25 protein-coding genes and 2 pseudogenes are annotated in these 25,220 nt (G+C 62.1%); 24 read left to right on the forward strand and 3 right to left on the reverse strand.

Annotation, left to right across the window (positions count from 1 at the left end; translation table 11 throughout):
• Nucleotides 1-14: 14 nt before the first annotated feature.
• The 4 genes from IVB36_RS16610 to IVB36_RS16630 all read left to right on the forward strand — a co-directional run bounded on the left by IVB36_RS16610 (nucleotide 15) and on the right by IVB36_RS16630 (nucleotide 4,060).
• A complete protein-coding gene (locus tag IVB36_RS16610) occupies nucleotides 15-257 on the forward strand; it encodes a hypothetical protein (RefSeq protein ID WP_247392225.1) in 243 nt (80 codons plus the stop codon).
• Nucleotides 257-1,318, forward strand: a complete 1,062-nt coding sequence (locus IVB36_RS16615; RefSeq protein WP_247392234.1) for a toprim domain-containing protein — start codon at nucleotides 257-259, stop codon at nucleotides 1,316-1,318. The genes IVB36_RS16610 and IVB36_RS16615 overlap by 1 nt, the downstream gene beginning before the upstream one ends.
• Before the next feature lie 329 nt (nucleotides 1,319-1,647).
• Nucleotides 1,648-2,571 carry an SLOG family protein gene (locus IVB36_RS16620; protein ID WP_247392236.1) on the forward strand — a complete coding sequence of 308 codons (924 nt, stop codon included), beginning with the start codon at nucleotides 1,648-1,650 and terminating at the stop codon, nucleotides 2,569-2,571.
• A 1,168-nt stretch (nucleotides 2,572-3,739) separates the two neighbouring features.
• Entirely contained in the window at nucleotides 3,740-4,060 is a 321-nt protein-coding gene (locus IVB36_RS16630; RefSeq protein WP_247392237.1) for a DUF736 domain-containing protein, read from the forward strand.
• Nucleotides 4,061-4,208: 148 nt separating this feature from the next.
• Here IVB36_RS16630 and IVB36_RS16635 read toward each other — a convergent pair whose 3' ends face one another.
• Nucleotides 4,209-4,436, reverse strand: coding sequence for a helix-turn-helix transcriptional regulator (locus IVB36_RS16635; RefSeq protein ID WP_007594546.1), 228 nt, complete (start codon nucleotides 4,434-4,436; stop codon nucleotides 4,209-4,211).
• Between the two features lie 230 nt (nucleotides 4,437-4,666).
• Between IVB36_RS16635 and IVB36_RS16640 the strand changes: the two genes are divergently transcribed.
• The 13 genes and pseudogenes from IVB36_RS16640 (at nucleotide 4,667) to IVB36_RS16705 (ending at nucleotide 16,857) form a co-directional block, all read left to right on the forward strand.
• Nucleotides 4,667-4,939, forward strand: a complete 273-nt coding sequence (locus tag IVB36_RS16640; protein ID WP_247392239.1) for a DUF2285 domain-containing protein — start codon at nucleotides 4,667-4,669, stop codon at nucleotides 4,937-4,939.
• Between the two features lie 164 nt (nucleotides 4,940-5,103).
• Nucleotides 5,104-5,298: a DUF6499 domain-containing protein gene (locus IVB36_RS16645; protein WP_247299373.1), complete on the forward strand. Its 195-nt coding sequence runs from the start codon at nucleotides 5,104-5,106 to the stop codon at nucleotides 5,296-5,298.
• 307 nt (nucleotides 5,299-5,605) lie between these two features.
• Nucleotides 5,606-5,878, forward strand: coding sequence for a DUF2285 domain-containing protein (locus IVB36_RS16650; protein ID WP_247392689.1), 273 nt, complete (start codon nucleotides 5,606-5,608; stop codon nucleotides 5,876-5,878).
• Nucleotides 5,879-6,008: 130 nt separating this feature from the next.
• On the forward strand, nucleotides 6,009-6,290 hold the full coding sequence (locus tag IVB36_RS16655) for a helix-turn-helix domain-containing protein (RefSeq protein ID WP_247392240.1): 282 nt from the start codon (nucleotides 6,009-6,011) through the stop codon (nucleotides 6,288-6,290).
• A gap of 21 nt (nucleotides 6,291-6,311) precedes the next feature.
• Entirely contained in the window at nucleotides 6,312-7,487 is a 1,176-nt protein-coding gene (locus IVB36_RS16660) for a replication initiator protein A (RefSeq protein WP_247392242.1), read from the forward strand.
• Nucleotides 7,484-7,948 (forward strand): DUF2840 domain-containing protein, encoded by a 465-nt coding sequence (locus tag IVB36_RS16665; protein ID WP_247392244.1) that lies wholly within the window; start codon nucleotides 7,484-7,486, stop codon nucleotides 7,946-7,948. Before IVB36_RS16660 ends, IVB36_RS16665 begins: the two co-directional genes overlap by 4 nt.
• Nucleotides 7,945-8,457 (forward strand): S26 family signal peptidase, encoded by a 513-nt coding sequence (locus IVB36_RS16670; protein WP_247392245.1) that lies wholly within the window; start codon nucleotides 7,945-7,947, stop codon nucleotides 8,455-8,457. Before IVB36_RS16665 ends, IVB36_RS16670 begins: the two co-directional genes overlap by 4 nt.
• 173 nt (nucleotides 8,458-8,630) lie before the next feature.
• Nucleotides 8,631-9,353 carry a lytic transglycosylase domain-containing protein gene (locus tag IVB36_RS16675; RefSeq protein WP_247392248.1) on the forward strand — a complete coding sequence of 241 codons (723 nt, stop codon included), beginning with the start codon at nucleotides 8,631-8,633 and terminating at the stop codon, nucleotides 9,351-9,353.
• Between the two features lie 193 nt (nucleotides 9,354-9,546).
• Nucleotides 9,547-10,636: pseudogene (locus IVB36_RS16680) on the forward strand (IS110 family transposase).
• A gap of 551 nt (nucleotides 10,637-11,187) precedes the next feature.
• Nucleotides 11,188-12,952, forward strand: a pseudogene (locus tag IVB36_RS40005) (DUF3363 domain-containing protein).
• 37 nt (nucleotides 12,953-12,989) lie between these two features.
• Entirely contained in the window at nucleotides 12,990-14,975 is a 1,986-nt protein-coding gene (locus tag IVB36_RS16695) for a conjugal transfer protein TraG (protein WP_247392249.1), read from the forward strand.
• Nucleotides 14,976-14,981: 6 nt separating this feature from the next.
• Nucleotides 14,982-15,410: a CopG family transcriptional regulator gene (locus IVB36_RS16700; RefSeq protein WP_018454780.1), complete on the forward strand. Its 429-nt coding sequence runs from the start codon at nucleotides 14,982-14,984 to the stop codon at nucleotides 15,408-15,410.
• 130 nt (nucleotides 15,411-15,540) lie between these two features.
• On the forward strand, nucleotides 15,541-16,857 hold the full coding sequence (locus IVB36_RS16705; protein ID WP_051112976.1) for an MFS transporter: 1,317 nt from the start codon (nucleotides 15,541-15,543) through the stop codon (nucleotides 16,855-16,857).
• 10 nt (nucleotides 16,858-16,867) lie between these two features.
• Here the strand turns inward: IVB36_RS16705 and IVB36_RS16710 are convergent, their stop codons facing one another.
• A complete protein-coding gene (locus IVB36_RS16710) occupies nucleotides 16,868-18,187 on the reverse strand; it encodes a type II toxin-antitoxin system HipA family toxin (protein WP_247392251.1) in 1,320 nt (439 codons plus the stop codon).
• On the reverse strand, nucleotides 18,187-18,438 hold the full coding sequence (locus tag IVB36_RS16715; protein ID WP_247392253.1) for a helix-turn-helix domain-containing protein: 252 nt from the start codon (nucleotides 18,436-18,438) through the stop codon (nucleotides 18,187-18,189). The genes IVB36_RS16710 and IVB36_RS16715 overlap by 1 nt, the downstream gene beginning before the upstream one ends.
• Nucleotides 18,439-18,878: 440 nt before the next feature.
• Here IVB36_RS16715 and trbB point away from each other — a divergent pair, with 440 nt between their 5' ends.
• From trbB to trbL, 7 genes are read left to right on the forward strand one after another with little or no spacing between them, the layout of a single operon-like run.
• Nucleotides 18,879-19,793, forward strand: a complete 915-nt coding sequence (trbB, locus tag IVB36_RS16720; RefSeq protein WP_247392691.1) for a P-type conjugative transfer ATPase TrbB — start codon at nucleotides 18,879-18,881, stop codon at nucleotides 19,791-19,793.
• Between the two features lies 1 nt (nucleotide 19,794).
• A complete protein-coding gene (locus IVB36_RS16725; protein WP_085394394.1) occupies nucleotides 19,795-20,121 on the forward strand; it encodes a TrbC/VirB2 family protein in 327 nt (108 codons plus the stop codon).
• Complete coding sequence (locus IVB36_RS16730; protein WP_085394395.1) at nucleotides 20,121-20,384, forward strand: VirB3 family type IV secretion system protein; 264 nt, start codon at nucleotides 20,121-20,123, stop codon at nucleotides 20,382-20,384. Before IVB36_RS16725 ends, IVB36_RS16730 begins: the two co-directional genes overlap by 1 nt.
• 10 nt (nucleotides 20,385-20,394) lie before the next feature.
• A complete protein-coding gene (gene trbE / locus IVB36_RS16735; protein ID WP_247392255.1) occupies nucleotides 20,395-22,836 on the forward strand; it encodes a conjugal transfer protein TrbE in 2,442 nt (813 codons plus the stop codon).
• The gene (trbJ, locus tag IVB36_RS16740) at nucleotides 22,833-23,564 is read left to right on the forward strand and encodes a P-type conjugative transfer protein TrbJ (RefSeq protein ID WP_247392257.1); all 732 of its coding nucleotides are present in this window, start codon (nucleotides 22,833-22,835) and stop codon (nucleotides 23,562-23,564) included. Before trbE ends, trbJ begins: the two co-directional genes overlap by 4 nt.
• A complete protein-coding gene (gene trbK-alt, locus IVB36_RS16745; RefSeq protein WP_247392258.1) occupies nucleotides 23,564-23,920 on the forward strand; it encodes a putative entry exclusion protein TrbK-alt in 357 nt (118 codons plus the stop codon). The genes trbJ and trbK-alt overlap by 1 nt, the downstream gene beginning before the upstream one ends.
• Nucleotides 23,917-25,146 carry a P-type conjugative transfer protein TrbL gene (gene trbL / locus IVB36_RS16750; RefSeq protein ID WP_247392260.1) on the forward strand — a complete coding sequence of 410 codons (1,230 nt, stop codon included), beginning with the start codon at nucleotides 23,917-23,919 and terminating at the stop codon, nucleotides 25,144-25,146. The genes trbK-alt and trbL overlap by 4 nt, the downstream gene beginning before the upstream one ends.
• The last annotated feature ends 74 nt before the right edge of the window (nucleotides 25,147-25,220 follow it).

A 25,220-nucleotide genomic window follows, 5' to 3' on the forward strand; every position in this document is an offset into this window, starting at 1 on the left:
CGTGGAGAATCAGCATGCCAAAAGCTGTCCAAAAAATCGCGTCGGCCGATGTCGCAGTGACCCGTGGAAAGCACATCGAAGTGTCGGGATCCCATGCCAAGATGCGCAAGAGCTTGCGAGGCTACGGCCTCTTTGGAGAGATCACCTTTTGTAAGCTCCGCATGTTCGTGCGGATGCACGCGAGCGGCATAGAGATGCTGTCGAAGGTGCTCAACCGGTATCCAGTCGAAGGTGTCCTTTGGCAGGAGGCGGCCTGATGTCCCGCCAACCTTGCGAATTGGCACGCCGCCTTGCGCGAGAGGCGGAGGCGGTATGCCGACGCTATCTCTCCAATGGCAAGCGGGCGGGGCGGTATTGGGTGGTCGGCGACGTCCACAACAACCCGGGCCGCTCATTGTTTGTGCGGCTCCAGGAATCGCCGAAGGGAGCGGCGGGCAAATGGACCGATGCCGCAACCGGCGCGCATGGTGATCTCCTCGACATCATCCGCGAAACGCTGGCTTTGCGAGACTTTCGTGAGGTCGCCGAGGAGGCGAGGCGCTTTTTGAACCTGCCTCGCTCTGAGCAGAAACCTGCCCCAAGACCTATTCCCTCGGTCGTACCGCCCGGATCGCAGGAACCCGCCCGTCGGCTCTTTGCGATATCCAGCCCGATCGAGGGGACCATTGCCGAGGCATATTTGCAGGGCCGCGGCATAACCCGCATCCACCATGGCGGCAGTCTGCGCTTCCATCCACGCTGCTACTATCGGCCGGACGACCATCTGCCGACCGAAACCTGGCCGGCAATGATCGCCGGCGTCACGAATCTCGATGGTCGGATCACCGGCGTGCACCGGACCTGGCTCGATCCGGACGGCTTTGATCGCGTGCGGCTCGGCAAGGCTCCGATCGATACTCCACGGCGCGCGATGGGCGATCTGCTCGGCAACGCCGTTCGGTTCGGCGTGGTGGATGACGTGCTCGCTGCCGGCGAGGGTATCGAGACCATGCTTTCGCTACGCTACCTGCTGCCGACTATGCCGATGGCGGCCGCGCTTTCGGCTAATCACCTCTCCGCCATGACGCTGGCGTCTAGCCTGCGCCGGCTCTACATTGCGCGCGATGCCGATGCCGCCGGTGGTGCGGTCGTGGCAACTCTCAGCCAGCGCGCAGCAGACGCCGGCATTGAAGTGGTCGTGCTGTCGCCCCGGCTGGGCGACTTCAACGAAGATCTGCATGTCTTCGGTCTCGAAGCCCTCCGAGCAGCGCTGCGGTTTCAGCTTGCGCCAGAGGATGTCGTTCGCTTCCTGCATTCGTCGATGGCGGCCGCGGAATAGCTCCCGGTCTTTGATCGACGTTGATGGGCCGGTCATAGGCGAGGCCGATACCGGAAGAGGACGCGACCTCGGCCTTCTAGAGGGCGATCGGACGGCAGCCGGCCCGGGCCGGCAATGGCTGCGTCCGGCTATTTTCCGCCGCGCGCCAGCGATGTGAAGACACATCATGCGGTTGGCCGCGCGCTTTGCATCGCGAAGCAAAATAGCCGGTCTCCGCCATCCTCCGCTGCCGCTTCGGCCTGTCGGGTTCTGGCCCGTTCCGCCTGCCGTCAGAGGATCGCCACGAAGGCCGCGATGGTCGCGGCCGATCCGGCAAAGGACCTCTTCTCATGATCGACCGTGACGATATCGAACCGCCGCATGCCTCTTCCCCGACCGACCACATCCTCACTGAATTACAGCTGTTCGGCTATCGACCCTTCGACGACCAACCCGATCCAAGACCGCTCCCGGAGGGCAAGATGATCGTCGGTGCCATAGCGGACATCTTTGATGCCCTGGTTGCGACCCTGAACGACACGCGACTTGAGCCGGACCTTGACGATCTGCTCTGGTCGACTGTCAACCTGTTCCATCGTGCCCTCGACCGCATCGAACGGCAGCTCGATAACAACGAACAGGCGCAGCATAAGAGCCAGCGCGAGCAGAACGGCTCGGAAGTGCGTTCGGTCGAACTCGAGCGCCTGACGGCCGAAGGCATCTCGCTGATCGAGCGCCGCAATTGCCTGGAGCTATTCCGGGACCAGGCCATCGAGCAATTTGAGGTCCACACCGGCTCGGCCTGGCGTCCTCGGTCGGGATCATTGGTCAATCACCGAACGCTCACGGCGGCAATGATCGACTCTCGTGACTTCATCGCCGCCAAGCGTCGTTCCGAGACCGAGGTCATGTTGCCACCAGGACCGAAAATTGCACTCACCGGTGGGCTCGACTTCAATGACCATCATCTGATCTGGGATCGTCTCGACAAGGTTCATGTCAAGCATCCCGACATGGTCCTGCTCCATGGCGGCTCGCCCAAGGGTGCCGAACTGATCGCCTCCAAATGGGCGACCACCCGCAAGGTACCTCAGATCGCCTTCAAGCCTGACTGGACGAAACATGCCAAGGCTGCCCCCTTCAAGCGCAACGACGCCATGCTCGAACTCCTGCCGATCGGCGTCATGCATTTCCCGGGCACGGGAATTCAGGACAATCTCGCCGACAAGGCGAAGCGGCTCGGCATTCCCGTCTGGAAGTTCGGCGGCGCATGAGCGCCGTCGCCTCGAAGACGCCAAGGTGGAGTTGCACGCCGCAACTCAGCCTCGTTTCGTTTTTACATCGCAAAACTGCGCCGTGTGGTGGTGGAAGGCGCGATTGATAAATCCATGCACACGGAGCCACCGCCATGCTTGCCCTTGGGCTTGTTCTCAACATACTTGGCATCAGTCTGTTCTGCTGGGTGATCTTTGCCTCGCAGTGTATGCCGTGCCGTTCTTCGTCGCACTCAGTATCGGGATGTTGGCATTTCGCCATGGGGCAGGCGTCTTCGGCGCACTGCTTATCGGAACTACTTCTGGCGCGCTAATGCTTGCCGCTGGTCAGGTCACCGTCGCCTTTGGTCGGTCCTTGGCCTTGCGCGTCGCGATTGCAACCGTATTCGCACACCTGCGGCAATCGCCGGCTATCATGTGGTGTTCGCCCTATCGCAGATCGGTGTGCCGTCGTCGGCTTGGCGCCACGTCTTCGCTTGTTTGGGCGCCGCTTGCATCAGCGGCACGGCATAGGCGCGTTTGACTGTTTTCGCGAACCCGCCCGTCGGAGTCGGTCGGGGTGCTGGAGAATACGGCTCGCCCAGTTCTTCCAGCAGCGACGCACGAGTGATGAGGCTTCGTCGCCATCATCGGCCGAGCAAGACCGCACAGGGCACCACGTTGAACGAGGCGGCGTCGAGCTTGAGCGAGAGGTAACCGCACTTCTCGTCAGAGCGCTCTAAGCAAGCCGTAGCAATCTCTGTCTGATCCACATAGTTGCGTGGAGCGGCGCGCCGCGCTCGATCATTCGTTCCGAGACGATACCGCCCTTTGCGGCAGATTGTTTCTCTTTGTCCGGCGAACCGTACCGACCTCTTGTTCTGCACAATCGAGATTCGCCAAATCTTCTCCCAAGGTTGCGGTTCAGCACGCGGACGCACGTGGCCTCTTTGATGGCTTGATCTGGCCGAAGACCGGCTGCGCCTCGATCGTCTGAGCCGCAACGCCGTTGATGCGACTTTCTTCCCCTGGGCTTGCGCCCATTCCTCGCGAGGCAAGAAAGTCGCAACAACGGCGTCCTCCGCTGCGCTCCGGCCCGCGAGCGGGTGCGTCGCCGATCGTCCTCGGCCTCTAGATCGCCATCGAGGTCGCGGTGGTCGCGGGCTCGAAACACAACAGGAGAAGTGACATGGCTAACATCGGTTCTTTCAAGAAGGTCGGCAACGACTTCCAGGGCGAGATCGTCACCCTGAGCCTGCAAGCCAAGGGCGTCCGTATCGTCGCCGAGACCAACCGATCCAACGACAACGCTCCCAGCCACCGCATCTACGTGGGCCGGGCGGAGATCGGCGCAGCTTGGTCGAAGCGCTCTGAAGAGGGCCGCGATTACTTCTCGCTCAAGCTCGATGATCCTTCGTTCAACGCGCCGATCTACGCCAACCTGTTCGATGATGAAGGCGGCGAGGGCTACACCTTGCTCTGGTCGCGGCCCCGCAAGAGCGGCGAGTAGACGCTCCGCCAAGCCCCGTCCGGTCCGCCGGGCGGGGTGTGGGCGCCTGTTCGAGGCCTCACGCACGGCCGCCGATCCAGCAAGCCGGATCGGCGGCCGTGACGCGTGTCCGTGTCGGGCGCTCCCCCGCTACCCGGCTCGCGGAAGTTCATGATCGAACTTTGGACACCTTCTCCTCAAGCAGATCTGCAGGCCGAACCCCTAGAGCTTGGGCAATCTGCCAGATCGTTAGCAATGTAGCGTTCTGCAACCCTCGCTCCATGCTACTCACGAAGGCTCGATCGACGCCCATGCGTTCCGCCACCGCCTCTTGGCTCAAGCCAAGGGCCAGTCGAAATCGACGCGCGTTCGCTCCGAAAACCTTGCGGATATCCATCCGCAGGATAGGAAGCAATCGCGTATTTTGGCGCTACGTGTTATAATACGCGGAGCTGGGTGTTGAAGGTCACGGACGGAGCCTCGATTGCTGAATATGTGGGGAACGCGGCTTCTTGAACGCTCGCCCGAGCTCGTGGCATGCCATATGCTACAGAACGGAACTGTTCGAGCCGGCAAGGCTTTCGCCTCGCAATTTTATTTTCAATCCCGCGCACATAGTAGCCTCTGATGTCAAAGCCGTCGCTGGATCCCGACGTCGCGGATGTCGCGCCGAACGAGCCGGCGCTGACAGCCTATGACGAACAGCATGTCGTCACGTACATTCGCCTTCTGCAGGCGGAGGGCGAGGGGGCGAACTGGCGCGAAGTGGCTCGAGTCGTCTTGCACATGGATCCAGAGCGAGAGCCGGACCGCGCGCGGGCCGCATATCAGAGCCATCTTGCGCGCGCCAAGTGGGTGACTGAGCAGGGACGCCTCTTACGCGGTACTGGCTCAAAATAGAAGAGAATTGCCGACTACAGGCGTGCAGCAAGAACGATTTTCTCCCGCTAACCGGTGGTCATTCTCATGCACCACGTGGTGCCAAACTAGGGGCTTCCTACAACCGCCTCGTTCATAATTATTGCGCCGCAATCTTGTTCGTTAAGTGCAATGGGGCGGAAGCAATGCCTGAATTCGACTGGCGATCGCCGGATTCGTTTAAGAGTCTAGAGAACGCTGAGATCACTGAAATCGCCTGGGTAGGCCTTCGTATGAACGTGGACTACCAACGTGACTACGATGCGATCGTCGCTAGCAGCTCAGACGGCGAGGTGAGCGAGGAATTCAGGAGGAGGTGGGGCCTCTGCTTTCGCGCATGACCCGCAGAGGTCGTTCCACGAGCAGACAATCTTTTGGGCGCCCGAGGTTCTCCCGACCGTCGTCCCGGTCGTTGTAACCGATTCAACGCCTGGTCAAGGCCCAACGCCTCAGCCGCCGCTTGATCCTGCATCTGGTCAGGTGCGCCGTGCCGCTGACGGCTGGCATGCCGTGCTGCAAATCGGTTCGGTGAAGCATCGCATCTGGTCGAAACAGCCGCTGACCGCAGGCGCTCGCTATGCGGCCGATTTGCCATTTGACGGCGATTTCGAGGCGCGCGCGCATGCCGCCACGCGGCTGTGGCGCGCGATGAATGGACGCGCGCCAGGGCCTCCCTTTCATCGCGTGCCCAAACAGCGGCGCGAACGACTGTGCGCAGCCCTTCGCGCGGTCGCCGCGTATCTCGCTGGCGCGACTTATCGCAGCATCGCAGAAGCTCTGTTTGGCAAGCCGCGCATATCCGATCGTGGCTGGAAAACACACGATCTGCGCAGCCGAACCCGTCGCCTTGTACAAAGCGGCCTCGCATTTGTGCGCGGAGGCTATCGCAAGCTGCTTCGGCCGAGGCGCAGGGTCGAGTAGCGCCTTCATGGGTGGCCGAAAATGGACCCCCCAATATTCGGCATCCCCCTCCGAGATCGCGCTTCTCCATGATGACCCCACACACGCCGGCGCCGCCATCCGCGGTGCGCTGTCATCCTGGAGTTCTCAAATGCCCGATTCGACGGCCGGTCTACCTCCGCGATTCCTGCGAACACCGGAGGCTGCGCGTTACCTTGGCCTCTCCGGTCGCACGCTCGAGAAGCACCGCACGTACGGCACCGGGCCGACGTATCGGAAGATCGGCGGGCGCGTCGTGTACGCCCTGGATGACCTAAAAGCATGGGCCGATCTCGGCGCCAAGACGTCGACGTCAGACCCCGGCAAGGGCACTGTGCTGCCGGCCAAGAAGCATCCGGTCCTGCGTCCTTATGCAGGCCAGGAGCGTCGCTGATCGCGGGCGAGAGCAGTGAACATGCGATGCAAAGACCATTCCGAGCGCGACCAGCTAGAGCTCTTTCAGGCGGTCCCTGGGGATATCGCGCCGCGCGATGCGCAGGATCTGATGGCTTATCCATTCTTCTCGCTCGCAAAAACAAAGCCGATTGTACCAATCGATTTTCGTGCCGGTGCGATCGCAATTCGTGTCGAAGCCGCGCGGGAACATGGCATGGCGACCATCCGGGATGCAGATGTTTTGATCTGGGCCGCGTCCCAGATCGTCGAAGCCCGTGACGCCGGCTTCAAGAAGTCGCGCCTGATGGCTGCAGCACCTTACGCGATACTGACGTTTGTCGGCCGCGGTACCAGTGCGCGCGATTATGACCGGCTGAAGGCGGCTCTCGACAGGTTGCAGTCAACGACGGTGCTGACGTCGATCCCTCAACCGGCAGAACGGCGGCGGCATCGCTTCTCCTGGATCACCGACTGGAAGGAGACTGCCGATGCAAATGGCCGTCCATTTGGGCTCGAGCTGATTTTGCCGGATTGGTTCTATGCGGGCGTCATCGATGACGCGCTCGTGCTGACAATTGATCGCGCGTATTCTGATCTGACGGGCGGACTTGAGCGGTGGCTCTACCGGCTCGTGCGCAAGCACGGCGGTCGTCAGAAGGGCGGCTGGAGCTTTGATCTTGTGCGCCTCCATGCGAAGTCCGGCATCCTCTCCCCGCTCAAGCACTTCGCTTACGACGTACGTCAGACCGTCCAGCGCCAGACATTGCCCCGGCTATCGGCTCGTGCTCACGCGCGATCCGAACGGGACGGAGCGGCTGAATTTTGCGCCTACGCCTGTCGATCCCCAAACGGCACGCCTACGCCGGCGCGGTCTCATTCCAAATTCGGAGGACAACCTGTGAATCAGCGCGCGCTATCGGGGACCGCAGCCCTCGTGCTATCAGGGACCCAATCCTCGTGCTATCGGGGACCGAAATCGAGCTTAAGAGCTTGTTTCTCCGCGCTTTCCAGCCGCTCTAACTTTACTAACCAGAAATCCTTCGAATTTCTTCTAACGGACCAGACCACAAGCCGCATTGGGGGCGAGTGGCAATGGCGGGCCGTCAGTCCTGCTTGCCTTCAGAAGCAGCCCACTCACTTCACCGACCGCAAAGCTCACGGCTCCCGGTCTCAGCTTCAGGGGGCGGCGGCATGAGCGATCTCACTGAAGTGGAAGTGTTGTGGCTCGAGAAGCGGATTGAAAACCGCATTCGGTTTGGGCGCATTTCTGAGGAGAAGAAGATCGATCGTCACCGGCGCGTCCTGTCATTCGCGCCTGGCAGCATCTTTGCTTTCGTCCGTTGGACCTCCAGCGACTTTGGTACGATCATCTCGCGGATTGACGTCTTGCGCGCGGTCGCACCAGGACAGCGCTGCTCGACCGTGCCGTATGTCAAGCCGGGCGGAGAGATTTTGCTGCGGCTCTCCGGTTGGCCGAAGGTCGAACGGGTGCTGCAGATGGTCGACGCCGTCGAAGCGCTTGGCATCGATCCCGCCGACGTCGCTCCTGATCATTGGCATCACGTTCATAACCGTCTATCCGTGAACGAAAATCCGCGTCCGTATACGAAAGCGCGCCATCAGGCCTGGCTTAATCGTCAAAGGGTGATGCGATGACGCGCCGTCTCATCATGCTGATAACGACGTTCGTGGTTGCTGCTGCGCTTGTCACGACAATCGTTCTGGAGCCGCTTCCGCTCTACATTTGGAATGCATCAGCGAGCGTGCCAATCGGTCTCTATCAGTTGCGACCGGCAAAACGGTTCCATGTTACTGAGCTGGTCGCCGTTCAGCCGCCGGAACCGCTTGCGACCTTTCTGGACTTGAACGGCTATCTGCCGGTCGGCATCCCCATGCTCAAGCGGGTCTTAGCGCTGCCCGGGCAGACGGTCTGCCGAAGCGGGCTCACGATTTCGGTTGATGACATTGTGATGGGCGAGGCGCGGGATCGCGACGCTCGCGGGCGGTCGTTGCCGAAATGGCGGGGCTGCCGCGTGGTCGGCGACGGCGAGCTCTTTATCATGAACTGGCAGTCAAGCGACTCGCTGGACGGCCGATACTTTGGATTCATGCCGTCGTCGGCCGTCATGGGCCGTGCGCTCCCTTTATGGACGTGGGAGGAATGATGGTGCGTATTGTGCGTTTCTGCCCCGCCATTCCTCTGTTCGATCGATTGCGGGACCATTCCTCCGTTCCGACCAACAATTACGCGGCCGTCGCGCGCAGCGGCGGTCCAGGGCGGCCGAAAGGCCGGCGCGAAGCGGCTTTACCCTGGACGGGCGCTAGCACGGCGGCATGCTTGCGCTTGTTCGAGAGGAGCCTGCGCGTTGTCGTACCGCTGTTCGCTGCGGTGACCGTGAGTAGCGTTCTTGCTGTCGCGGAGACGCGACCCGCAGACCCAGCAGCGAGGTACGCGACTAGCGATCCATTTGCGGAGTTCGTCGAGAAGGCCTCGCGTCGCTTCGGCGTGCCGGTGCGCTGGATACGCGCAGTCATCGACGTCGAAAGCGCCGGAGACGTGCGCGCCAGGTCGCCGAAAGGCGCCATGGGACTGATGCAGATCATGCCGGAGACGTGGGCAGAGCTGCATCTGCGGTACGACCTCGGCAACGATCCCTACGACCCCCACGACAACATTCTTGCGGGGAGTGCGTACCTTCGCGAACTGCGCGACCGCTTCGGTGCGCCAGGCTTCCTTGCAGCCTACAACGCGGGACCTGCTCGTTACGGAGAGCATCTCGCCGGCCGTCCATTGCCAGCTGAGACTCAGGCCTATTTGCAGAAGCTTGTGCTAGGCATCGGCAGCGATAGTGCGGCTTCCAGCGCAGTCGCGAGTCTGCGACCATCGGCAGCTGCGCTCTTCGTTGTGCGGCCTGAAAGTTCAAAGACCGCTGCCCGGTTGGAGCCTGGTCGCCCGCCGAATGCGGCTCCGAGGACCGCCTCCGTTCACGACATTTCAGCCGTTGTGCCAAAGGCAGCAGGGTTGTTCGTCGCGAGATCTGATGCGGAGGGTCCGAGATGAGGGAATGCGCAAGCTGGCATGCATTGGCGGGCCCTGGGGAACAATGGGCGGAAAGGCGAGAGCAGTGGGGAGGCACGACAGCAGGACTGCCGCCCGTAATCGGTCTGGGCCGGGACGCGCGGCAGGCGATCAAGTGGCCTGCAGGATGAATGACGGGCACAATGCGCATCTGCAGCAACGCGGGAGGCGCGCAATGGAATACTTCTGTGGCCTGGATGTCGGCATGGACGAGACGGCGATCTGCGTGGTGGACGACAAGGACAAGGTGATGGTGGAGACGGTGGTGGTGACCGATCCCGAGGCGATCAAGACGGCGCTTAAGCCGTATCTGTCCCGCTTGCGGCGGGTCGGTCATGAGGCAGGCTCGTTGTTGCCCTGGCTGCATCCGGAATTGCTCCGCCTTGGCCTGCCGGCGTTGTGTCTGGAGACCCAGCACGTGCGCGCCGCGTTGAAGGCGCAGCGCAACAAGACTGACCGCGCGGATGCTCTCGGCCTTGCCCACCTCATGCGCACCGGCTGGTTCCGCCAGGCGCATATTAAGAGCGAGGCCTGCTACCGGCTGCGGCTGTTGTTGACGCATCGGCGCAATCTGAAGCGCAAGTTTGTGGATCTCGAGAACGCGATCCGGCACTCTCTGAAAGTGTTTGGCATCCGGCTGAACCGGGTCGGGCGCGGCGGCTTTGCGCAAATGGTGCGCGAGGCGGTTGCCGGTGATGCGCTGGTCAGTGAGTTGATCGACGCCATGCTGAACGCGCGCGCGGCGCTGTGGAAGGAGTACTGCCGGCTGCACGATCTGGTCGTCAAGCTGGTGGCGAGCCATGAATTGTGTCGGCGCTTCATGCAGATTCCGGGTGTCGGTCCGGTCGCAGCGTTGAGCTTTATGACCGCGATCGACGATCCCAGGCGGTTCAAACGATCGCGCGACGTGGCGGCCTATTTTTGGCCTGACCTCGCGGCGCTGGCAGTCCGGTTCTTCGATCGACGTGCAGGGGCGGATCAGCAAGGCCGGCGATCCGGACGTGCGGCGGGCGCTTTATGAGGCGGCAAGCGCGTTGCTGACCCGCTTCAAGCGCAAGGACAAGGTCAAGACCTGGGGCATGGCCATCGCTAAGCGCACCAGTCACCGTAAGGCGACCGTTGCGGTGGCGCGCAAGCTGGCGGTGATCATGCATGCAATGTGGGTCGACGGCACGTTCTACTGCGGCCATCCGGGCGCATCGGAGGCGGACGTGAGCGCACGCGCTGCCGCCAAACGACGCAAGCTGCTCGGAGCCCATGCATGATCAACCGCGAGCAGAATACCGATCAATGACCCGATTAACGTAATGCGTTGAACACGGAGCTCCGCGACAGCGGAAGAGACCTTGGTGCAGATCAACGACGACGGAACGCACGCTATCTTGCCTGTGGCCACGCACGCGACGTGCAATGTGGACCACGCCGGAGTGCCTGTGATGTGGCTCCGTCATGCCGATGGAAAATTCCGCCGCGACGGCATCCACGCTGCCTTGCTGCAGCGACCTGTCGCTGAGCGCGGAAGAGTGCACGGCGCACCGGGACTCGTGGCTGTTGTAGCGCGTCGCGTTCAGGCGTGGCGCAGAGGGCCTTGTCGCAAACGAGAAAGGAAGCGAGAGTGGCTGAGATCAGACAGACGACACGACCGATTAAGAGGGCGAGATAAAAGAGGCTCGCCGGTCGAACCACAAGCCGTTGACATGGCTTGGGTTCTGGCGTGCCGGTCGGTCGGGTCGCGTGCCGCGCTTTCAATTTTGACGAGTGCAATCAACGGCGTTTTCGGCACCGCGTGCGCTTTTAATCGCTCGGAGGCACTGCCGTGAGCGTGGGCGACAGCGACCTGCGTATTCGGCCTGGGCGCATCCGCAACACCCGCGCGCCCAAGCCCAAGAGCTTCATCAATCAGGTGCTGCGGGCGGCGAAGAAAGCAGGACACACCTCGGGGCAGGCCGCGGCCGGCCGGCGTTCGACGGCCTATGGGCGCTCGACGTTTGGCCGGGGGCGCCTCGCCTTTAGCCGCGCCAGATTGTTCAGCCCGACGCGGCGCGTTTTGGTGAAGGCGCGCGTGGTTCGCCACAAGGGGCGAGCCTTCCGCTCCGCACCACTGACCGCCCATCTCTCCTATCTGAAGCGCGACGGCGTGACTCGAAGCGGCGAGAGAGCCGAGATGTTCGATGAGGGCTGCGACCGCGCCGATAGCGCGGCCTTTGCAGAACGGTGCAAGGACGACCGGCATCATTTCAGGTTCATCGTCTCACCAGAGGATGTCGGCGACATGACCGACCTGAAGGCCTTCACCCGCGATCTCGCGAAGCAGATGGAGACCGATCTCGGTACGCGGCTCGATTGGGTGGCTGTCGATCACTGGAACACCGATAACCCTCATGTCCATCTTCTCGTGCGGGGAGTAGATGAGCAAGGGGCAGATCTCGTGATCTCCCGCGACTATATCAGCCAGGGCCTGCGCTCGCGCGCCGAGGAACTGGTCGCCATCGAACTGGGCCCAAAACCCGAGCACGAGATCCGCAATTCACTGGAGAGGGAGGTTTCGGCTGAACGATGGACGCGGCTCGATCGGGAGATCCGGCTGGCGGCAGATGAGACCGGGTATATCGATCTCCGCCCCGAACATCCCGGTAGCTCCGATCCTGAAATCAGACGCCTGATGGTCGGCCGCCTGCAGCATCTGGAGAAGATGCGCCTTGCCGTATCCGCCGCACCAGGCGAATGGATGGTCGGCCTCGAGGCCGAGCGCAGCTTGCGCGACCTCGGCATGCGCGGCGACATCATCAAGACCATGCACCGCGCCTTTACCGAGCGTGGAGAAGCGCGCGGCGTTGCCGACTTTGTCATCGAAGGTGGGACAGCCTTCGTCCCAGATCATCGGACGGTTGGTCGATCGGGGATTGCACGATGAGTTGACGGGTGAGGCTTACGCCCTGATCGATGGAACTGACGGACGCGCGCACCACGTCCGCTTCCGAGGGATCGAGGCCTTCGAACAGGCGCCGCCGATCGGCGGCATTGTCGAAGTCCGGCGCTTCGGCCAAACCGGCGATCCGCGCCCCACCTTTGTGCTCGCGACCCGCTCCGATCTCGATCTCAGTGGGCAGATCACCGCAAGAGGAGCAACCTGGCTTGACCACAGGCTGGTCGAACGCGACCCCATGCCGCTCGCCATGGGCGGATTCGGCCGCGAGACCCGCGACGCCGTGGAAGCCCGTACCAAGCATCTGGTTCAGGAAGGTCTGGCGCGCCGGAAGGGCCAACACATCATCTTGCAGCGCGACCTTCTGGACACGTTGCGCCGACGTGAACTGGACGAGGTGGCGGCAAAAGTCTCGACCGACACCGGCCTGCCTTACGTGAAGGCGGCCTACGGGGAGCATGTGGCGGGCACCTATCGGCAGCGCCTGACGCTCTCCTCGGGGCGCTTCGCCATGATTGATAATGGGCTCGGCTTCCAGCTCGTGCCTTGGTCGCGCGAGCTCGAGAAGAGGCTCGGCCAGCACGTCACCGGCGTCGTGAAGGACGACGGTGGCATCGAATGGGGCTTTGGTCGGAAGCGCGACCTCGGCCTCTAGCATTCTCTCCACTGCAGTTGCGCAAAGGACTTTCGCGATGTCTGGAACCAAGATTCTCTGGGGGCAGGTGATCGTTGTCGGCCTGATCGTCTTGCTGGCCATCTGGGGCGCGACCGAGTGGACGGCTTGGCGGCTCGCCTGGCAGCCCGAATTGGGACGTCCCTGGTTCGAACTGGCGGCCTTCAAAGTCTACTACCCGCCTGTCTTCTTTTGGTGGTGGTTTGTCTACGACGCCTATGCGCCGCACGTCTTTGTTGAGGGCGCCTTCATCGCGGCGTCGGGGACATTCATTTCGATCGCCGTGGCGATTGGCATGTCGGTCTGGCGGGCGCGCGAAGCCAAGAATGTCGTGACCTATGGCTCGGCGCGCTGGGCTGATGCCGGAGAGGTTCGAGCGGCAGGGCTCCTCGGTCCAGATGGCGTGGTGCTCGGTAAGCTTGACCGCGACTACCTCCGCCATGACGGACCCGAGCACGTATTGTGCTTTGCGCCCACCCGGTCGGGCAAAGGTGTCGGCCTGGTCGTTCCCTCGCTGCTGGCCTGGCCCGGCTCGGCCATCGTTCATGACATCAAGGGCGAGAACTGGCAACTGACCGCCGGCTTTCGCGCGCGGCATGGCCGCGTCCTGCTGTTCGATCCGACGAATCCAAAGTCGTCAGCCTATAATCCGCTTCTCGAGGTCCGTCGTGGGGAGTGGGAGGTTCGCGACGTTCAGAACGTGGCCGATGTCCTGGTCGACCCCGAAGGCTCGCTCGACAAGCGGAACCATTGGGAGAAGACCAGTCATTCGCTCTTGGTCGGCGCCATTCTCCATGTCCTCTATGCCGAGGCGGACAAGACCTTGGCTGGCGCGGCCGCCTTCCTGTCGGACCCGAAGCGGCCGATCGAAGCGACGCTGAAGGCGATGATGACCACGCCACACCTCGGCGAGCATGGCCCCCATCCCGTGGTCGCCTCGACCGCACGTGAACTACTCAACAAATCCGAGAATGAACGCTCCGGCGTCTTGTCCACTGCCATGTCGTTCCTCGGGCTCTACCGGGATCCTGTCGTGGCCCAGGTGACCCGACGTTGCGAGTGGCGGATTGCAGATCTGATCGCTGATAGCCGGCCGACGACGCTTTATCTGGTGGTGCCGCCCTCCGATATCTCACGGACCAAGCCGCTGATCCGTTTGGTGTTGAACCAGATTGGTCGTCGCCTGACCGAGGATCTGCACGCCCGCGACCGGCGGCATCGCATCCTGATGATGCTGGATGAGTTCCCAGCGCTTGGGCGGCTTGATTTCTTCGAGTCCGCGCTCGCTTTCATGGCGGGGTACGGGATCAAGAGTTTCCTGATCGCGCAGTCGCTCAATCAGATCGAGAAGGCCTATGGGCCCAACAACGCCATCCTCGACAACTGCCACGTCCGGGTCAGCTTTGCGACCAATGACGAGCGGACCGCGAGGCGAGTATCCGATGCGCTTGGTACGGCGACCGAGATGAGGGCGATGAAAAACTATGCCGGACACAGGCTAAACCCGTGGCTCGGGCATCTGATGGTCTCGCGGCAGGAGACGGCGCGCGCGCTTCTGACTCCTGGCGAAGTCATGCAGCTTTCGCCGTCGGACGAGATCGTCATGGTGGCGGGTACGCCGCCGATTCGAGCTCGGAAGGCTCGCTACTATGAAGATCGGCGGTTTACCGAGCGGGTCTTGCCGCCGCCCGATCCAGCCGCATCCGGCCGGTCACCGCGAACGGACGGATGGTCTGCATTGGGAGCGCCCAAGCCGGTGTCGCTTCCAAGCGAAAGGGGGCGAGCGGAGGAAGATCCGGCGAATAGCGGCCTTCGTCGCGAGCCCGAACTCCCCGATCACGTCGCCATCGCCAAGGAGACGGCCGAACCGATGCCGGCCGAGGAATTTGCCGTCGTTCTTGACGACGACGAGGACGCGGTCCGCCAGTCCCGGCTTCTCCGTCAGCAAATGCGCGGCGTCGCCCGTCAAGCCGCTATGGACCCGAATGACGGCATGGAGCTCTGAGACGCTATGCGCGACCGGATGAACGTGTATTTCCCGCCGGAGCTTCTGAAGCAGGTCTCGGATCTGGCGGATCGCCAGAAGCTCTCGCGGTCTGCGATCGTGGAGGCGGCCGTTGCTTCGTTTCTGTCGCCGGATGGATCGGACAGGCGGGAGGCGGCGTTTACCCGTCGCCTGGATCGGCTGTCGCGTCAGATGCAGAGACTGGAGCGTGACGTTGGTTTGACAGCCGAGACCCTGGCTCTCTTCGTCCGTTTCTGGCTGACGGTTACGCCACCGCTGCCGAACGACGCGCAGGCGGCTGCACAGGCAAAAGGCCGGGAGCGGTTTGAAGGATTTGTCGAGGCGCTCGGGCGTCGTTTGCAAAAGGGGCAGAGCTTTCTGCGTGAGATACCGGAAGATATCGTCCGTCAGGAGCCCGCCGGCGGACCTGACTGATCGCTCTCAATGCGCCATCGCGCGAACCCTTCTTTTTCTACGCCAGCCTACGACCAAAGTGATTCAGCCGAGCCTATAAAAAGCTGGACGCGCTATCGGCTCGAATGAGTTGATGAGCAAGAGGGTCGGCATGCAAGTTACAAGGACGTGGCGTCTCACCGTGCGCGTATTTCTACCGTTTGCTGCTGGCTACTATCTTTCGTATCTATTTCGGACGATCAACGCCTTGATCGTGAGTCATCTCAGCTCGGATGCCGGGCTTGGGTCAGCCAACCTCGGACTGCTTACGTCAGTCTATTTCCTGGTCTTTGCGGCGGCTCAGATCCCGGTCGGTATATTGTTGGACCGCTTTGGTCCGCGTCGGGTCCAGAGCGCGCTGCTCTGGTTCGCAGCACTGGGCGCCGGACTGTTCGCCGTATCGACCGGCTTCCTGTCGTTTTTGATCGCGCGTGCGATGATCGGGCTTGGCGTCGCGGGGGCGCTGACGGCAGGACTTAAGTCCATCATCCTTTGGTTCCCCAGGGAGCGAGTTGCCTTGCTCAACGGCTACATGATCATGCTGGGATCACTAGGAGCGGTGACCGCCACAGTTCCCCTCGAACACCTGCTCGCTTGGATGGGCCGGCGGCAGCTCTTTGAGGTCCTGGCGGCTGCGACAGGTGCCACAGCGATCCTCATCTATGTCGTAGTTCCAGAACAACGCGTTATCCCATCGAAAGCACCAGTCTCCGCCACCCTGGGATCCGTTTTCAGCGACAGGCGCTTCTGGCGGATAGCCCCGTTGTCGGCGACTTGCGTTGGTTCAGCTTGGTCGCTGCAGGGATTGTGGGCATCACCGTGGCTTGCAGACGTGGAGGGGCTCGATCGCGCAGGCCTCGTCAGACAGCTGTTCATCATGTCGATCTTTCTCAGCGGCAGTGCCTGGTTGTTCGGTATGACGATCCATCACGTCAAACGAACAGGCCTCACGGCTGAGACGATATTCGCGATGCTGGCCGTGCTGTTTATCGCAGCCGAGCTAGCCTTGATCCTGCGAGTACCTCTGCCGTCCATCTTGCCCTGGTCGGTTGTCGCAATCATCGGAACGGCAACTGTGGTCAGCTTTGCCGTGATAGCTGATTATTTTCCGTCGGAGCTTGCCGGCCGTGCCAATGGCGCCTTGAACGTCTTGCACTTTGGGTGGGCATTTCTGGCACAATATGCGACCGGAGTGATCCTGGAGCAATGGTCCACGAACGATGGCCATAGGTCGATCTTGGCTTATCAAGTCGCGTTCAGTCTCAACGTAGCGCTGCAGATCGCGGCGTTGGTTTGGTTCGGGCTACCTTGGATCCAATCCTTTGCTTGCTGGATGAATTCAGTCCCTTCCACCATGCCGGTCAGCGCTTTCGATGTGGTCGAAGCAAGCATTTTCTGCGAGCAATCGGACGGCGAGGTGGAGTGGTGACCCGCGCGACCTAAGCGCCACTCTCCGTCGTGACGAGGCTGTTGAGGCGTCGCTTGGCGCCGGTCGCGATGGATTCTGCCATCGCCTGCGGGAAATCCTTCGGCAGCTTCGCAATCGTTGTGTCGATCTTCGTGCCAGCCGTATCCGCGAGCTCTTCGATGATACCGCGAACCACGCTGTCGGGCAGGCCGCAAGTCTTTGCGGTTTGCACGAAATGTCGGCCGAGAATCGTGTGTACTACGTAGTGGCGACTATTGCCGATCGCCATGGCGAGCTTCATCTGGTTTTGCGTGATCTGCTTGGCATCGAGGCTCGGTTGCGTTGAGATGATGTCGTACAGCGGCGCGAGGACGAATCGTCCGCCGGGCGAGAGGTGGATGCTGAAATTCTTGGCGTGGCCGTCAGTAGCCGCCAGAAGCCAGAAAACGATTTGTGCCTTGAAGAAGGTCGCCTGGTCGGTCGCCGGTGTATCGCTGCCTTTGAGGAGATCAGAGATATTTCGGATGTCCGGGCCGCCGTCCGATTCGTATTTGCGCCCGGGCGGGACGGAAAGCGCCTGACAGCAATCTTCCTGTGGCAGGCGCAGAAGCCGTCCGTCGTGCGCCCATGTGCGGTCGAAGCGCTCAACGGCGAGCACGCGCCGGCCCGCGAAATCAACGATGCGCGACTTGGCGACGGGCAAGTCGAGCGCGGCGACGAGCTTCAGGCAGAGATGCTCGTTTTCAACGCTGTGGGTCAGGTCGACGCCGCTCGGTAACCTGCCGATCTGCGGTTTGATGATGTGCGTGGTGGCGGTCGTGCCGTGCGGCACATGCCACTTGTCCTTCCAGTAGAGAAGGGCGGTTTTTTCCTGGGCTCCAGCCAGAGAGATACGAAACTCCTGATCGGGACCGATGCCGAGCGGATTGTTGGCGAGATTGGCAAGGATCGCCGCGATGTCCTGGTCGCTCGCGACGCGAGCGTCAATCGCGCCCGCCGCTCCGGGTGCCGTTCCATCCGGAAGGAATTGCAGGGCGCCGACACAGTCGCGGCCGATCGCGGAAAGCAGGCTGTAAGCATCGGCTCCGCCGGCATGCGCGCGTTCGGCGACACGCCGGCGGATGTCGTCGTTATCGGGAAGCAGGTTATCGAAGACTGCAATGACGGGGTCACCGATATAGCGGTCTTCGCGTAGAGGCATCGATACCGAGACCGGGATGGCGTTCTCCCATCCCAGCCAGGCTTCGTCGTATTGGAAATCGATGGCGCCGCTGCTCTCCCGCCGCAGCCGCCCGACCAGACGAGCGTTCAGGTAGACGTTGAGAGGCGCTCGGATAGGACGGCGTCCCATCAGAACAGATCCTCGATGGCTTTGGCCGACACCTTCGTGCGTGGTCGGAGGACCAGTTCCAGGTCGAGCGCGGCCAGCGCATCCATGAGGATGCGCAGTTGCGTCGCTGGTTCGCCGGCCTCCAGCTTCGAGACAGTCGCTTGGCGCGCGTGCATCTCGTCGCCTAGGCCGCGCTGGGTGAGTTTTTTTTGCCGGCGGTGCCGCTTAATGGCGGCGCCAAGCTGCTGCGGGGTGCGAGCGATCGTATCCATTGGAGCTTGATACGGGAACGCGTATAAAATGTCAATATACGTGGATGCGTATATCAATAAATATACGACATCGCGTATAGGATATTAATATACGCAGTCGCGTATAGCGCTTTGGCCCGATCACACCGCAGGCGGACGTTGCAGTGATTGAATGAATAGCGCCGGCGCCACGGTCATACTATGAGCGCGTATGATGAGGCCGAGTGGTGAGCAGCAACTCGCAAGCGACCCGGTGCGATTGAGTAAGCCTCAAACATCGGTTCTCGGTCTTTCTTTTTCTACGCCAGTCTACCATCACCGAAAGCGCTCGTTGCGCCAAGCCCATTGATGCCTTTTCTAATCATCCCCACCTGAGGGCCCGCTGTGGAGGTCCTCATTCGGTGGGGACGTCGGTGGCAATCCATTCCATCCAATCGGAAGCGAATTCGCGCGGTGCGCGAATGCTGCGTAGCGCGCTTGGCGCGGCGATTGCCAGCTACCTCGAGGATGAAACGATCATCGAGGTGATGCTGAACCCGGATGGGAGGTTGTGGATCGATCGGTTGTCGAGCGGCTTGATCGATACAGGCGAAACTTTGTCCGCAGCAGATGGCGAGCGCATTGTTCGCCTGGTGGCGCATCACGTCGGTGCCGAGGTGCATGCCGGCGCGCCTCGGGTCTCGGCCGAATTGCCCGGAACCGGGGAGCGCTTCGAAGGTCTCTTGCCTCCCGTCGTGGCAGCTCCGGCGTTCGCGATCCGCAAGCCTGCTGTCGCCGTCTTTACGCTCGACGACTACGTCGCCAGAGAGATCATGTCCTCGAAGCAGGCCACAATCCTGAAGGGTGCGGTCGCCGCTCGTAAGAATATCCTTGTCGCCGGTGGGACATCGACCGGCAAGACAACGTTGACGAATGCGCTCCTGGCCGAGGTGGCAAAGACCTCCGATCGTGTCGTTCTGATCGAAGACACGCGCGAACTTCAGTGCAAGGCGCCCAATCTTGTAGCGCTGCGGACCAAGGACGGCGTAGCCACGCTGTCGGATCTCGTCCGCTCCTCGCTGCGCCTCCGTCCTGACCGCATCCCGATCGGCGAGGTCCGCGGGGCCGAAGCTCTCGACCTTCTCAAGGCGTGGGGCACCGGTCATCCCGGCGGCATTGGCACCATTCATTCAGGCAGTGCGCTCGGCGCTCTGCGGCGTCTTGAGCAGCTGATCCAGGAAGCGGTCATCACGGTTCCGCGTGCCCTGATCGCCGAGACCATCAACCTCGTCGCCGTGCTTGCGGGGCGCGGCGCCGATCGTCGCCTCGCAGAACTCGCCCTTGTTACAGGGCTTGGCGCCGCCGGCGACTACAGCCTTTCACCAGCAGGAGACTGACATGCGTCCACGATTCCGTATTCCCCGAGAAGCTGCTTTGCTGGCGATTGCCAGCCAGGTTGTACTGACGACGGCGCCCGCATGGGCGGCCGGCTCGAACATGCCATGGGAGCAGCCCCTCAATCAAATCCTGCAGTCGGTCGAGGGGCCGGTCGCCAAGATCATCGCCGTTATCATCATCGTCGTAACCGGACTCACGCTCGCGTTCGGGGATTCGTCAGGTGGCTTCCGCAGGCTGATCCAGATCGTGTTTGGTTTGTCGATCGCATTTGCGGCCTCTAGCTTCTTCCTGTCGTTCTTCTCGTTCGGCGGTGGCGTGGTGATCTGATGGACGAGGCGGTCGCAGGTTTTGTCGTGCCGGTTCACCGTGCGCTTACCGAGCCGATCCTGATGGGCGGTGCGCCGCGGGCGGTCGCCATCGTCAACGGCACGTTGGCGGCAGCTCTTGGACTCGGACTGCGGCTCTGGATCGCAGGTCTTGTCCTCTGGTTCATCGGCCACATGGCCGCCGTCTGGGCCGCCAGGCGCGATCCCGCCTTTGTGGATGTCGTGCGGCGCCATCTGCGCATTCCCGGTCATCTCAACCTCTGAGTTCTCGGTCATGATGAACCTTGCCGAATATCGCCATTCCAATGCGCGTCTTGCCGATTTCCTGCCTTGGGCCGCCCTCGTCGACGAGGGCATCATCCTGAACAAGGATGGCTCGTTCCAGCGGACAGCGAAGTTCCGTGGACCCGACCTCGATAGCGCGATGCCAGCTGAACTTGTCGCGGTCGCCGGTCGTCTGAACAACGCACTTCGCCGCCTGGGATCCGGCTGGGCCGTGTTCGTTGAGGCTCAGCGCCATTTTGCCGGCAGCTATCCTCCGAGCACATTTCCGGATGTCGCATCCGCGCTAGTCGACGCCGAGCGCAGGGCCCAGTTCGAGGAGGCCGGCGCCCACTACGAGTCCAGCTACTTCCTGACTTTCCTCTATCTGCCTCCAGAGGAGGGCGCAGCCAAGGCAGAGCGACTGCTCTATGAAGGGCGCGATCGGACCGTTGGAGCCGATGCTCGCGAGGTACTTCGCGGCTTTATCGATCAAACCAGCCGCGTACTCGGACTTCTGGAAGGATTCATGCCCGAATGCGCATGGCTCGATGATCAGACCACGCTGGCCTACCTGCATTCGACGATCTCGACCAAGCGTCATCGGGTTCGCGTGCCCGAAATTCCCATGTACATCGATGCGTTGTTGGCGGACCAGCCGCTGACCGGCGGGCTAGAGCCGATGCTGGGATCAGCCAATCTGCGCGTTCTCACGATCGTTGGCTTTCCGGGCGCGACGACGCCAGGAATTCTGGATGATCTCAATCGCCTGCCGTTCTCTTACCGCTGGTCGACGCGCGCGATCATGCTCGACAAGACCGATGCCACCAAGCTTTTGACCAAGATCCGGCGGCAGTGGTTTGCCAAACGAAAGTCGATTGGCGCGATCCTCAAGGAGGTGATGACTAACGAGGCGTCGACACTGCTCGATACCGACGCCCACAATAAGGCGCTGGACGCCGACGCGGCGCTACAGGAACTGGGTTCGGACCAGATCGGACAGGCCTTTATCACCGCGACCATCACGGTCTGGGACTCCGACCCCGGTGCCGCCGATGAAAAGCTCCGTCTGGTTGAGAAGGTCATTCAGGGCCGCGATTTCACCTGCATGATCGAGACGGTCAACGCCGTCGAAGCCTGGCTCGGCAGTCTGCCCGGGCATGTCTATGCCAATGTGCGGCAGCCGCCGGTCTCGACCCTCAACCTCGCCCATATGATTCCGATGTCGGCTGTGTGGGCGGGCGAGGCGAGGGATCTGCATTTTGGCGGTCCGCCGCTCCTGTTTGGCAAAACTGAAGGTTCAACCCCGTTCCGGTTTTCGCTTCACGTCGGTGACGTCGGCCATACTCTGGTGGTGGGGCCGACAGGTGCTGGCAAATCCGTCCTGCTGGCGCTGATGGCAATGCAATTCCGCCGTTACCCGAACTCCCAGGTGTTTGCGTTCGACTTCGGTGGATCGATCCGCGCGGCCGCGCTCGCCATGGGCGGCGATTGGCATGATCTCGGTGGTGCCTTGTCTGACGGAGGCGATCAAGCGATCGCGTTGCAGCCGCTGGCCTGGATCGACGACGCTTCCGAGCGCGGATGGGCCACCGAATGGGTCGGTGCGATCCTGGCACGGGAAAAGGTCGAGATCACCCCAGAGGTCAAGGACCATCTGTGGTCGGCACTGACGTCTCTCGCGTCAGCGCCGAGGGAGGAACGTACGCTTACGGGCCTGTCGGTCCTCTTGCAATCGAACTCCCTGAAACGCGCCCTGCAACCCTATTGCCTCGGCGGTTCTTCTGGCCGGCTGCTTGATGCCGAATTCGAGCGCCTTGGCGAGTCCTCGGTTCAGGCGTTCGAGACCGAAGGGTTGATCGGAACGAGCGCGGCGCCAGCCGTGCTGGCGTACCTGTTTCATCGCATTGGAGATCGTCTCGACGGGCGTCCCACGCTTCTCATTGTCGATGAAGGCTGGCTCGCGCTCGACGACGAGGATTTTGCCGGCCAGCTTCGCGAGTGGCTAAAGACGCTTCGCAAAAAAAATGCGTCCGTCATCTTCGCCACCCAGTCGCTTTCGGACATCGATGGTTCGGCGATCGCGCCGGCGATCATCGAAAGTTGCCCGACGCGTCTGTTGCTGCCGAACGAGCGGGCGATCGAACCGCAGATCACGGCGATCTACCGTCGCTTCGGCCTCAATGATCGTCAGATCGAGCTTCTGAGCCGGGCAACGCCCAAGCGTGACTACTACTGCCAATCTCGCCGCAGCAACCGGATGTTCGAACTCGGGCTTGGCGAAGTTGCGCTCGCATTCACCGCAGCCTCCTCCAAGACGGACCAGGCGGCCATCGCACAGCTCCTCGCCGAGCATGGACCTGATGGCTTCGTGCCGGCCTGGCTCCAGCATCGCGGCGCCGCCTGGGCCACGGACCTGATTCCGAGTCTCGTCAATCTGGAGAAGTCGCAATGAGACGCCTTGGCCTATTCGCCGCGGCTGGCACAATCGCCCTGACGATTTGCGTCACGGCACCCGCTCGAGCGCAGTGGATCGTCTTCGATCCCAACAATTACGTCCAGAACGTGCTGACTGCCGCGCGTGAGCTGCAGCAGATCAGCAATCAGATCACCTCGTTACAGAACGAGGCGCAAATGCTGATCAATCAGGCGAGGAATCTGGCAAGCCTGCCGTATTCCTCACTCCAGCAACTGCAATCCTCGATCCAGCGGACCCAGCAGCTGCTGGCCCAGGCCCAGCGCATCGCCTACGACGTCCAGCAGATCGACCGTGCGTTCTCGACCAGCTATGCGCCTGCCAGCGGCAGCCAATCCAGCCAGCTGCTGATCAGCAACGCCCAATCCCGCTGGCAAAACTCGGTCGCCGCGTTGCAGGACGCCCTCCGGGTCCAGGCCGGTGTCGTCGGCAATCTCGACACCAATCGCGTCCAGACATCGGCGCTCGTGACGTCGAGCCAGGGCGCCAGCGGCGCCCTACAGGCGACCCAGGCCGGCAACCAGATCCTCGCACTTCAGGCGCAGCAGCTTGCCGACCTCACCGCCACTGTCGCGGCACAGGGCAGGGCCCAGAGCCTTGAAGCGGCCCAGCGCGCGGCAGCCCAAGACCAGGGGCGCGAACAGCTCCGGCGGTTTCTGGCGCCGGGGCAGGGCTATCAATCCCAGGACGTGCGGATGTTCCACTGATGACTGAGACAGGCTCATTCAAGGCACTATCGTTACTCCTGTCGGTCGGGGTGCTGGCCGTCGCGGGCTGCGCAATTCACCTCCGTGGCGGGGAAGAAACCTCTGCGTCACCAACGGCAGAGCAGACCAAGGACGTCGATCGTTCCGAGCTTGCGCGCTGCCGCACCGTCTCTGCGGAAGATGCAGCGGACTATCAGCATTGCCAGAAGGTCTGGGCCGAAAACCGCCGTCGCTTCTTTGTCAGGCGGGACGGTGCTGCCGCTGCGGTAACCGGCCCGACAGCCGTGCCAAGGGATCAGAGCCGGATGCCGCAAGAATATCCGTCCGTCGGGGTGCCCGGGGAAGCTAAGCCATGACCGGCACCGGCATCATCGACCAGTTCCTCGAGACATTCACCCGCTATATCGACAACGGCTTCGGGCTTTTGGGCGGCGAGGTCGGGTATCTCGCGACAACGCTGGCGGCCATCGACATCACGCTTGCCGCGTTATTCTGGAGTTGGGGCACGGACGAGGACATCATCGCGCGTCTCGTCAAGAAAACGCTATTCGTTGGCATATTTGCGTATCTGATCGGCAACTGGAACAGTCTGGCACGCATCGTTTTTGAGAGCTTTGCCGGGCTTGGTTTGAAAGCGTCCGGTTCAAGCCTCTCCGCATCAGACTTCCTGCGGCCGGGAAAGATCGCCCAAGTCGGGCTCGATGCCGGAAGGCCGATGCTGGATTCGATCTCGAACCTGATGGGCTACATCAGCTTCTTCGAGAATTTCGTGCAGATCGTTGTTCTCCTGTTCGCGTGGGTCGTGGTGCTGCTCGCCTTCTTCATCTTGGCGATCCAGCTCTTCGTCACATTGATCGAGTTCAAGCTTACGACACTGGCCGGCTTTGTGCTCATTCCCTTTGGCTTGTTTGGCAAGACGGCCTTCGCGGCAGAGCGTGTGCTCGGCAACGTCATATCCTGCGGGATCAAGGTCTTGGTCCTGGCCGTTATCGTGGGCATTGGCTCAACCCTGTTCTCACAGTTCACGGCGGGTTTGGGCGACGCGCAGCCTACAATCGAAGATGCGATGACCCTGGTGCTCGCGGCCCTCTCCTTACTGGGCCTCGGAATCTTCGGCCCGGGAATCGCAAACGGCCTTGTATCGGGCGGACCCCAGCTTGGCGCCGGCGCCGCGATCGGGACGAGCCTTGCTGCCGGCGGCGTTGTTGCGGCAGGTGCCGGCCTTGCCGCCGGTGGCGCTGGTCTCGCTGGTGGTGCGCTTGCCGGTGCGGGGCGTGGTGGCGCTGCAATGGTGAGTGGCGCATCGGCGGCGTATCGAAGCGGCGGCCTTGCTGGTGTCGCGGAGGCGGGTGGCTCGGCTGTGATGAGCCCGTTACGTCGAGCCGCGGCCGCATTCACCAGCAGCGGACAACCGAGCGAGCCGGCCGCGAGTACGTCCACCGAGGGGCAGCCCGATTGGGCGCGCCGCATGAAGCGGGCCCAGACCATTCGGCACGGCGCCTCCGCGGCCGGTCATGCTGTTCGCTCTGGTGATCATGGCGGCAGCGGGTCGTCTGTCGATCTCTCCGAAGGAGAGCGCTGACAGCCAGCCACTCGCCGGTTCGCCGGGCGCCAGCAACGGCGTCAAACGGCACACCGCGATACTCGCAACCAACC

The sequence above is a fragment of the Bradyrhizobium sp. 35 genome (assembly GCF_023073215.1).
GTDB lineage: Bacteria > Pseudomonadota > Alphaproteobacteria > Rhizobiales > Xanthobacteraceae > Bradyrhizobium > Bradyrhizobium canariense_D.

What these genes read in the sequence shown, in the direction of transcription:
- IVB36_RS16620 (WP_247392236.1), top strand. Translation starts at nt 1,648, where the DNA reads ATGATCGACCGTGACGATATCGAACCGCCGCATGCCTCTTCCCCGACC.
- IVB36_RS16640 (WP_247392239.1), top strand. Translation starts at nt 4,667, where the DNA reads ATGTCAAAGCCGTCGCTGGATCCCGACGTCGCGGATGTCGCGCCGAAC.
- IVB36_RS16635 (WP_007594546.1), bottom strand. Translation starts at nt 4,436, where the DNA reads ATGGATATCCGCAAGGTTTTCGGAGCGAACGCGCGTCGATTTCGACTG.
- IVB36_RS16710 (WP_247392251.1), bottom strand. Translation starts at nt 18,187, where the DNA reads ATGGGACGCCGTCCTATCCGAGCGCCTCTCAACGTCTACCTGAACGCT.
- IVB36_RS16700 (WP_018454780.1), top strand. Translation starts at nt 14,982, where the DNA reads ATGCGCGACCGGATGAACGTGTATTTCCCGCCGGAGCTTCTGAAGCAG.
- IVB36_RS16730 (WP_085394395.1), top strand. Translation starts at nt 20,121, where the DNA reads ATGGACGAGGCGGTCGCAGGTTTTGTCGTGCCGGTTCACCGTGCGCTT.
- trbJ (WP_247392257.1), top strand. Translation starts at nt 22,833, where the DNA reads ATGAGACGCCTTGGCCTATTCGCCGCGGCTGGCACAATCGCCCTGACG.
- trbL (WP_247392260.1), top strand. Translation starts at nt 23,917, where the DNA reads ATGACCGGCACCGGCATCATCGACCAGTTCCTCGAGACATTCACCCGC.
- IVB36_RS16670 (WP_247392245.1), top strand. Translation starts at nt 7,945, where the DNA reads ATGACGCGCCGTCTCATCATGCTGATAACGACGTTCGTGGTTGCTGCT.
- trbB (WP_247392691.1), top strand. Translation starts at nt 18,879, where the DNA reads ATGCTGCGTAGCGCGCTTGGCGCGGCGATTGCCAGCTACCTCGAGGAT.
- IVB36_RS16615 (WP_247392234.1), top strand. Translation starts at nt 257, where the DNA reads ATGTCCCGCCAACCTTGCGAATTGGCACGCCGCCTTGCGCGAGAGGCG.
- IVB36_RS16660 (WP_247392242.1), top strand. Translation starts at nt 6,312, where the DNA reads ATGCGATGCAAAGACCATTCCGAGCGCGACCAGCTAGAGCTCTTTCAG.
- IVB36_RS16650 (WP_247392689.1), top strand. Translation starts at nt 5,606, where the DNA reads ATGAATGGACGCGCGCCAGGGCCTCCCTTTCATCGCGTGCCCAAACAG.
- IVB36_RS16695 (WP_247392249.1), top strand. Translation starts at nt 12,990, where the DNA reads ATGTCTGGAACCAAGATTCTCTGGGGGCAGGTGATCGTTGTCGGCCTG.
- IVB36_RS16705 (WP_051112976.1), top strand. Translation starts at nt 15,541, where the DNA reads ATGCAAGTTACAAGGACGTGGCGTCTCACCGTGCGCGTATTTCTACCG.
- IVB36_RS16655 (WP_247392240.1), top strand. Translation starts at nt 6,009, where the DNA reads ATGCCCGATTCGACGGCCGGTCTACCTCCGCGATTCCTGCGAACACCG.
- IVB36_RS16725 (WP_085394394.1), top strand. Translation starts at nt 19,795, where the DNA reads ATGCGTCCACGATTCCGTATTCCCCGAGAAGCTGCTTTGCTGGCGATT.
- IVB36_RS16645 (WP_247299373.1), top strand. Translation starts at nt 5,104, where the DNA reads ATGCCTGAATTCGACTGGCGATCGCCGGATTCGTTTAAGAGTCTAGAG.
- IVB36_RS16715 (WP_247392253.1), bottom strand. Translation starts at nt 18,438, where the DNA reads ATGGATACGATCGCTCGCACCCCGCAGCAGCTTGGCGCCGCCATTAAG.
- IVB36_RS16610 (WP_247392225.1), top strand. Translation starts at nt 15, where the DNA reads ATGCCAAAAGCTGTCCAAAAAATCGCGTCGGCCGATGTCGCAGTGACC.
- IVB36_RS16630 (WP_247392237.1), top strand. Translation starts at nt 3,740, where the DNA reads ATGGCTAACATCGGTTCTTTCAAGAAGGTCGGCAACGACTTCCAGGGC.
- IVB36_RS16665 (WP_247392244.1), top strand. Translation starts at nt 7,484, where the DNA reads ATGAGCGATCTCACTGAAGTGGAAGTGTTGTGGCTCGAGAAGCGGATT.
- trbK-alt (WP_247392258.1), top strand. Translation starts at nt 23,564, where the DNA reads ATGACTGAGACAGGCTCATTCAAGGCACTATCGTTACTCCTGTCGGTC.
- trbE (WP_247392255.1), top strand. Translation starts at nt 20,395, where the DNA reads ATGATGAACCTTGCCGAATATCGCCATTCCAATGCGCGTCTTGCCGAT.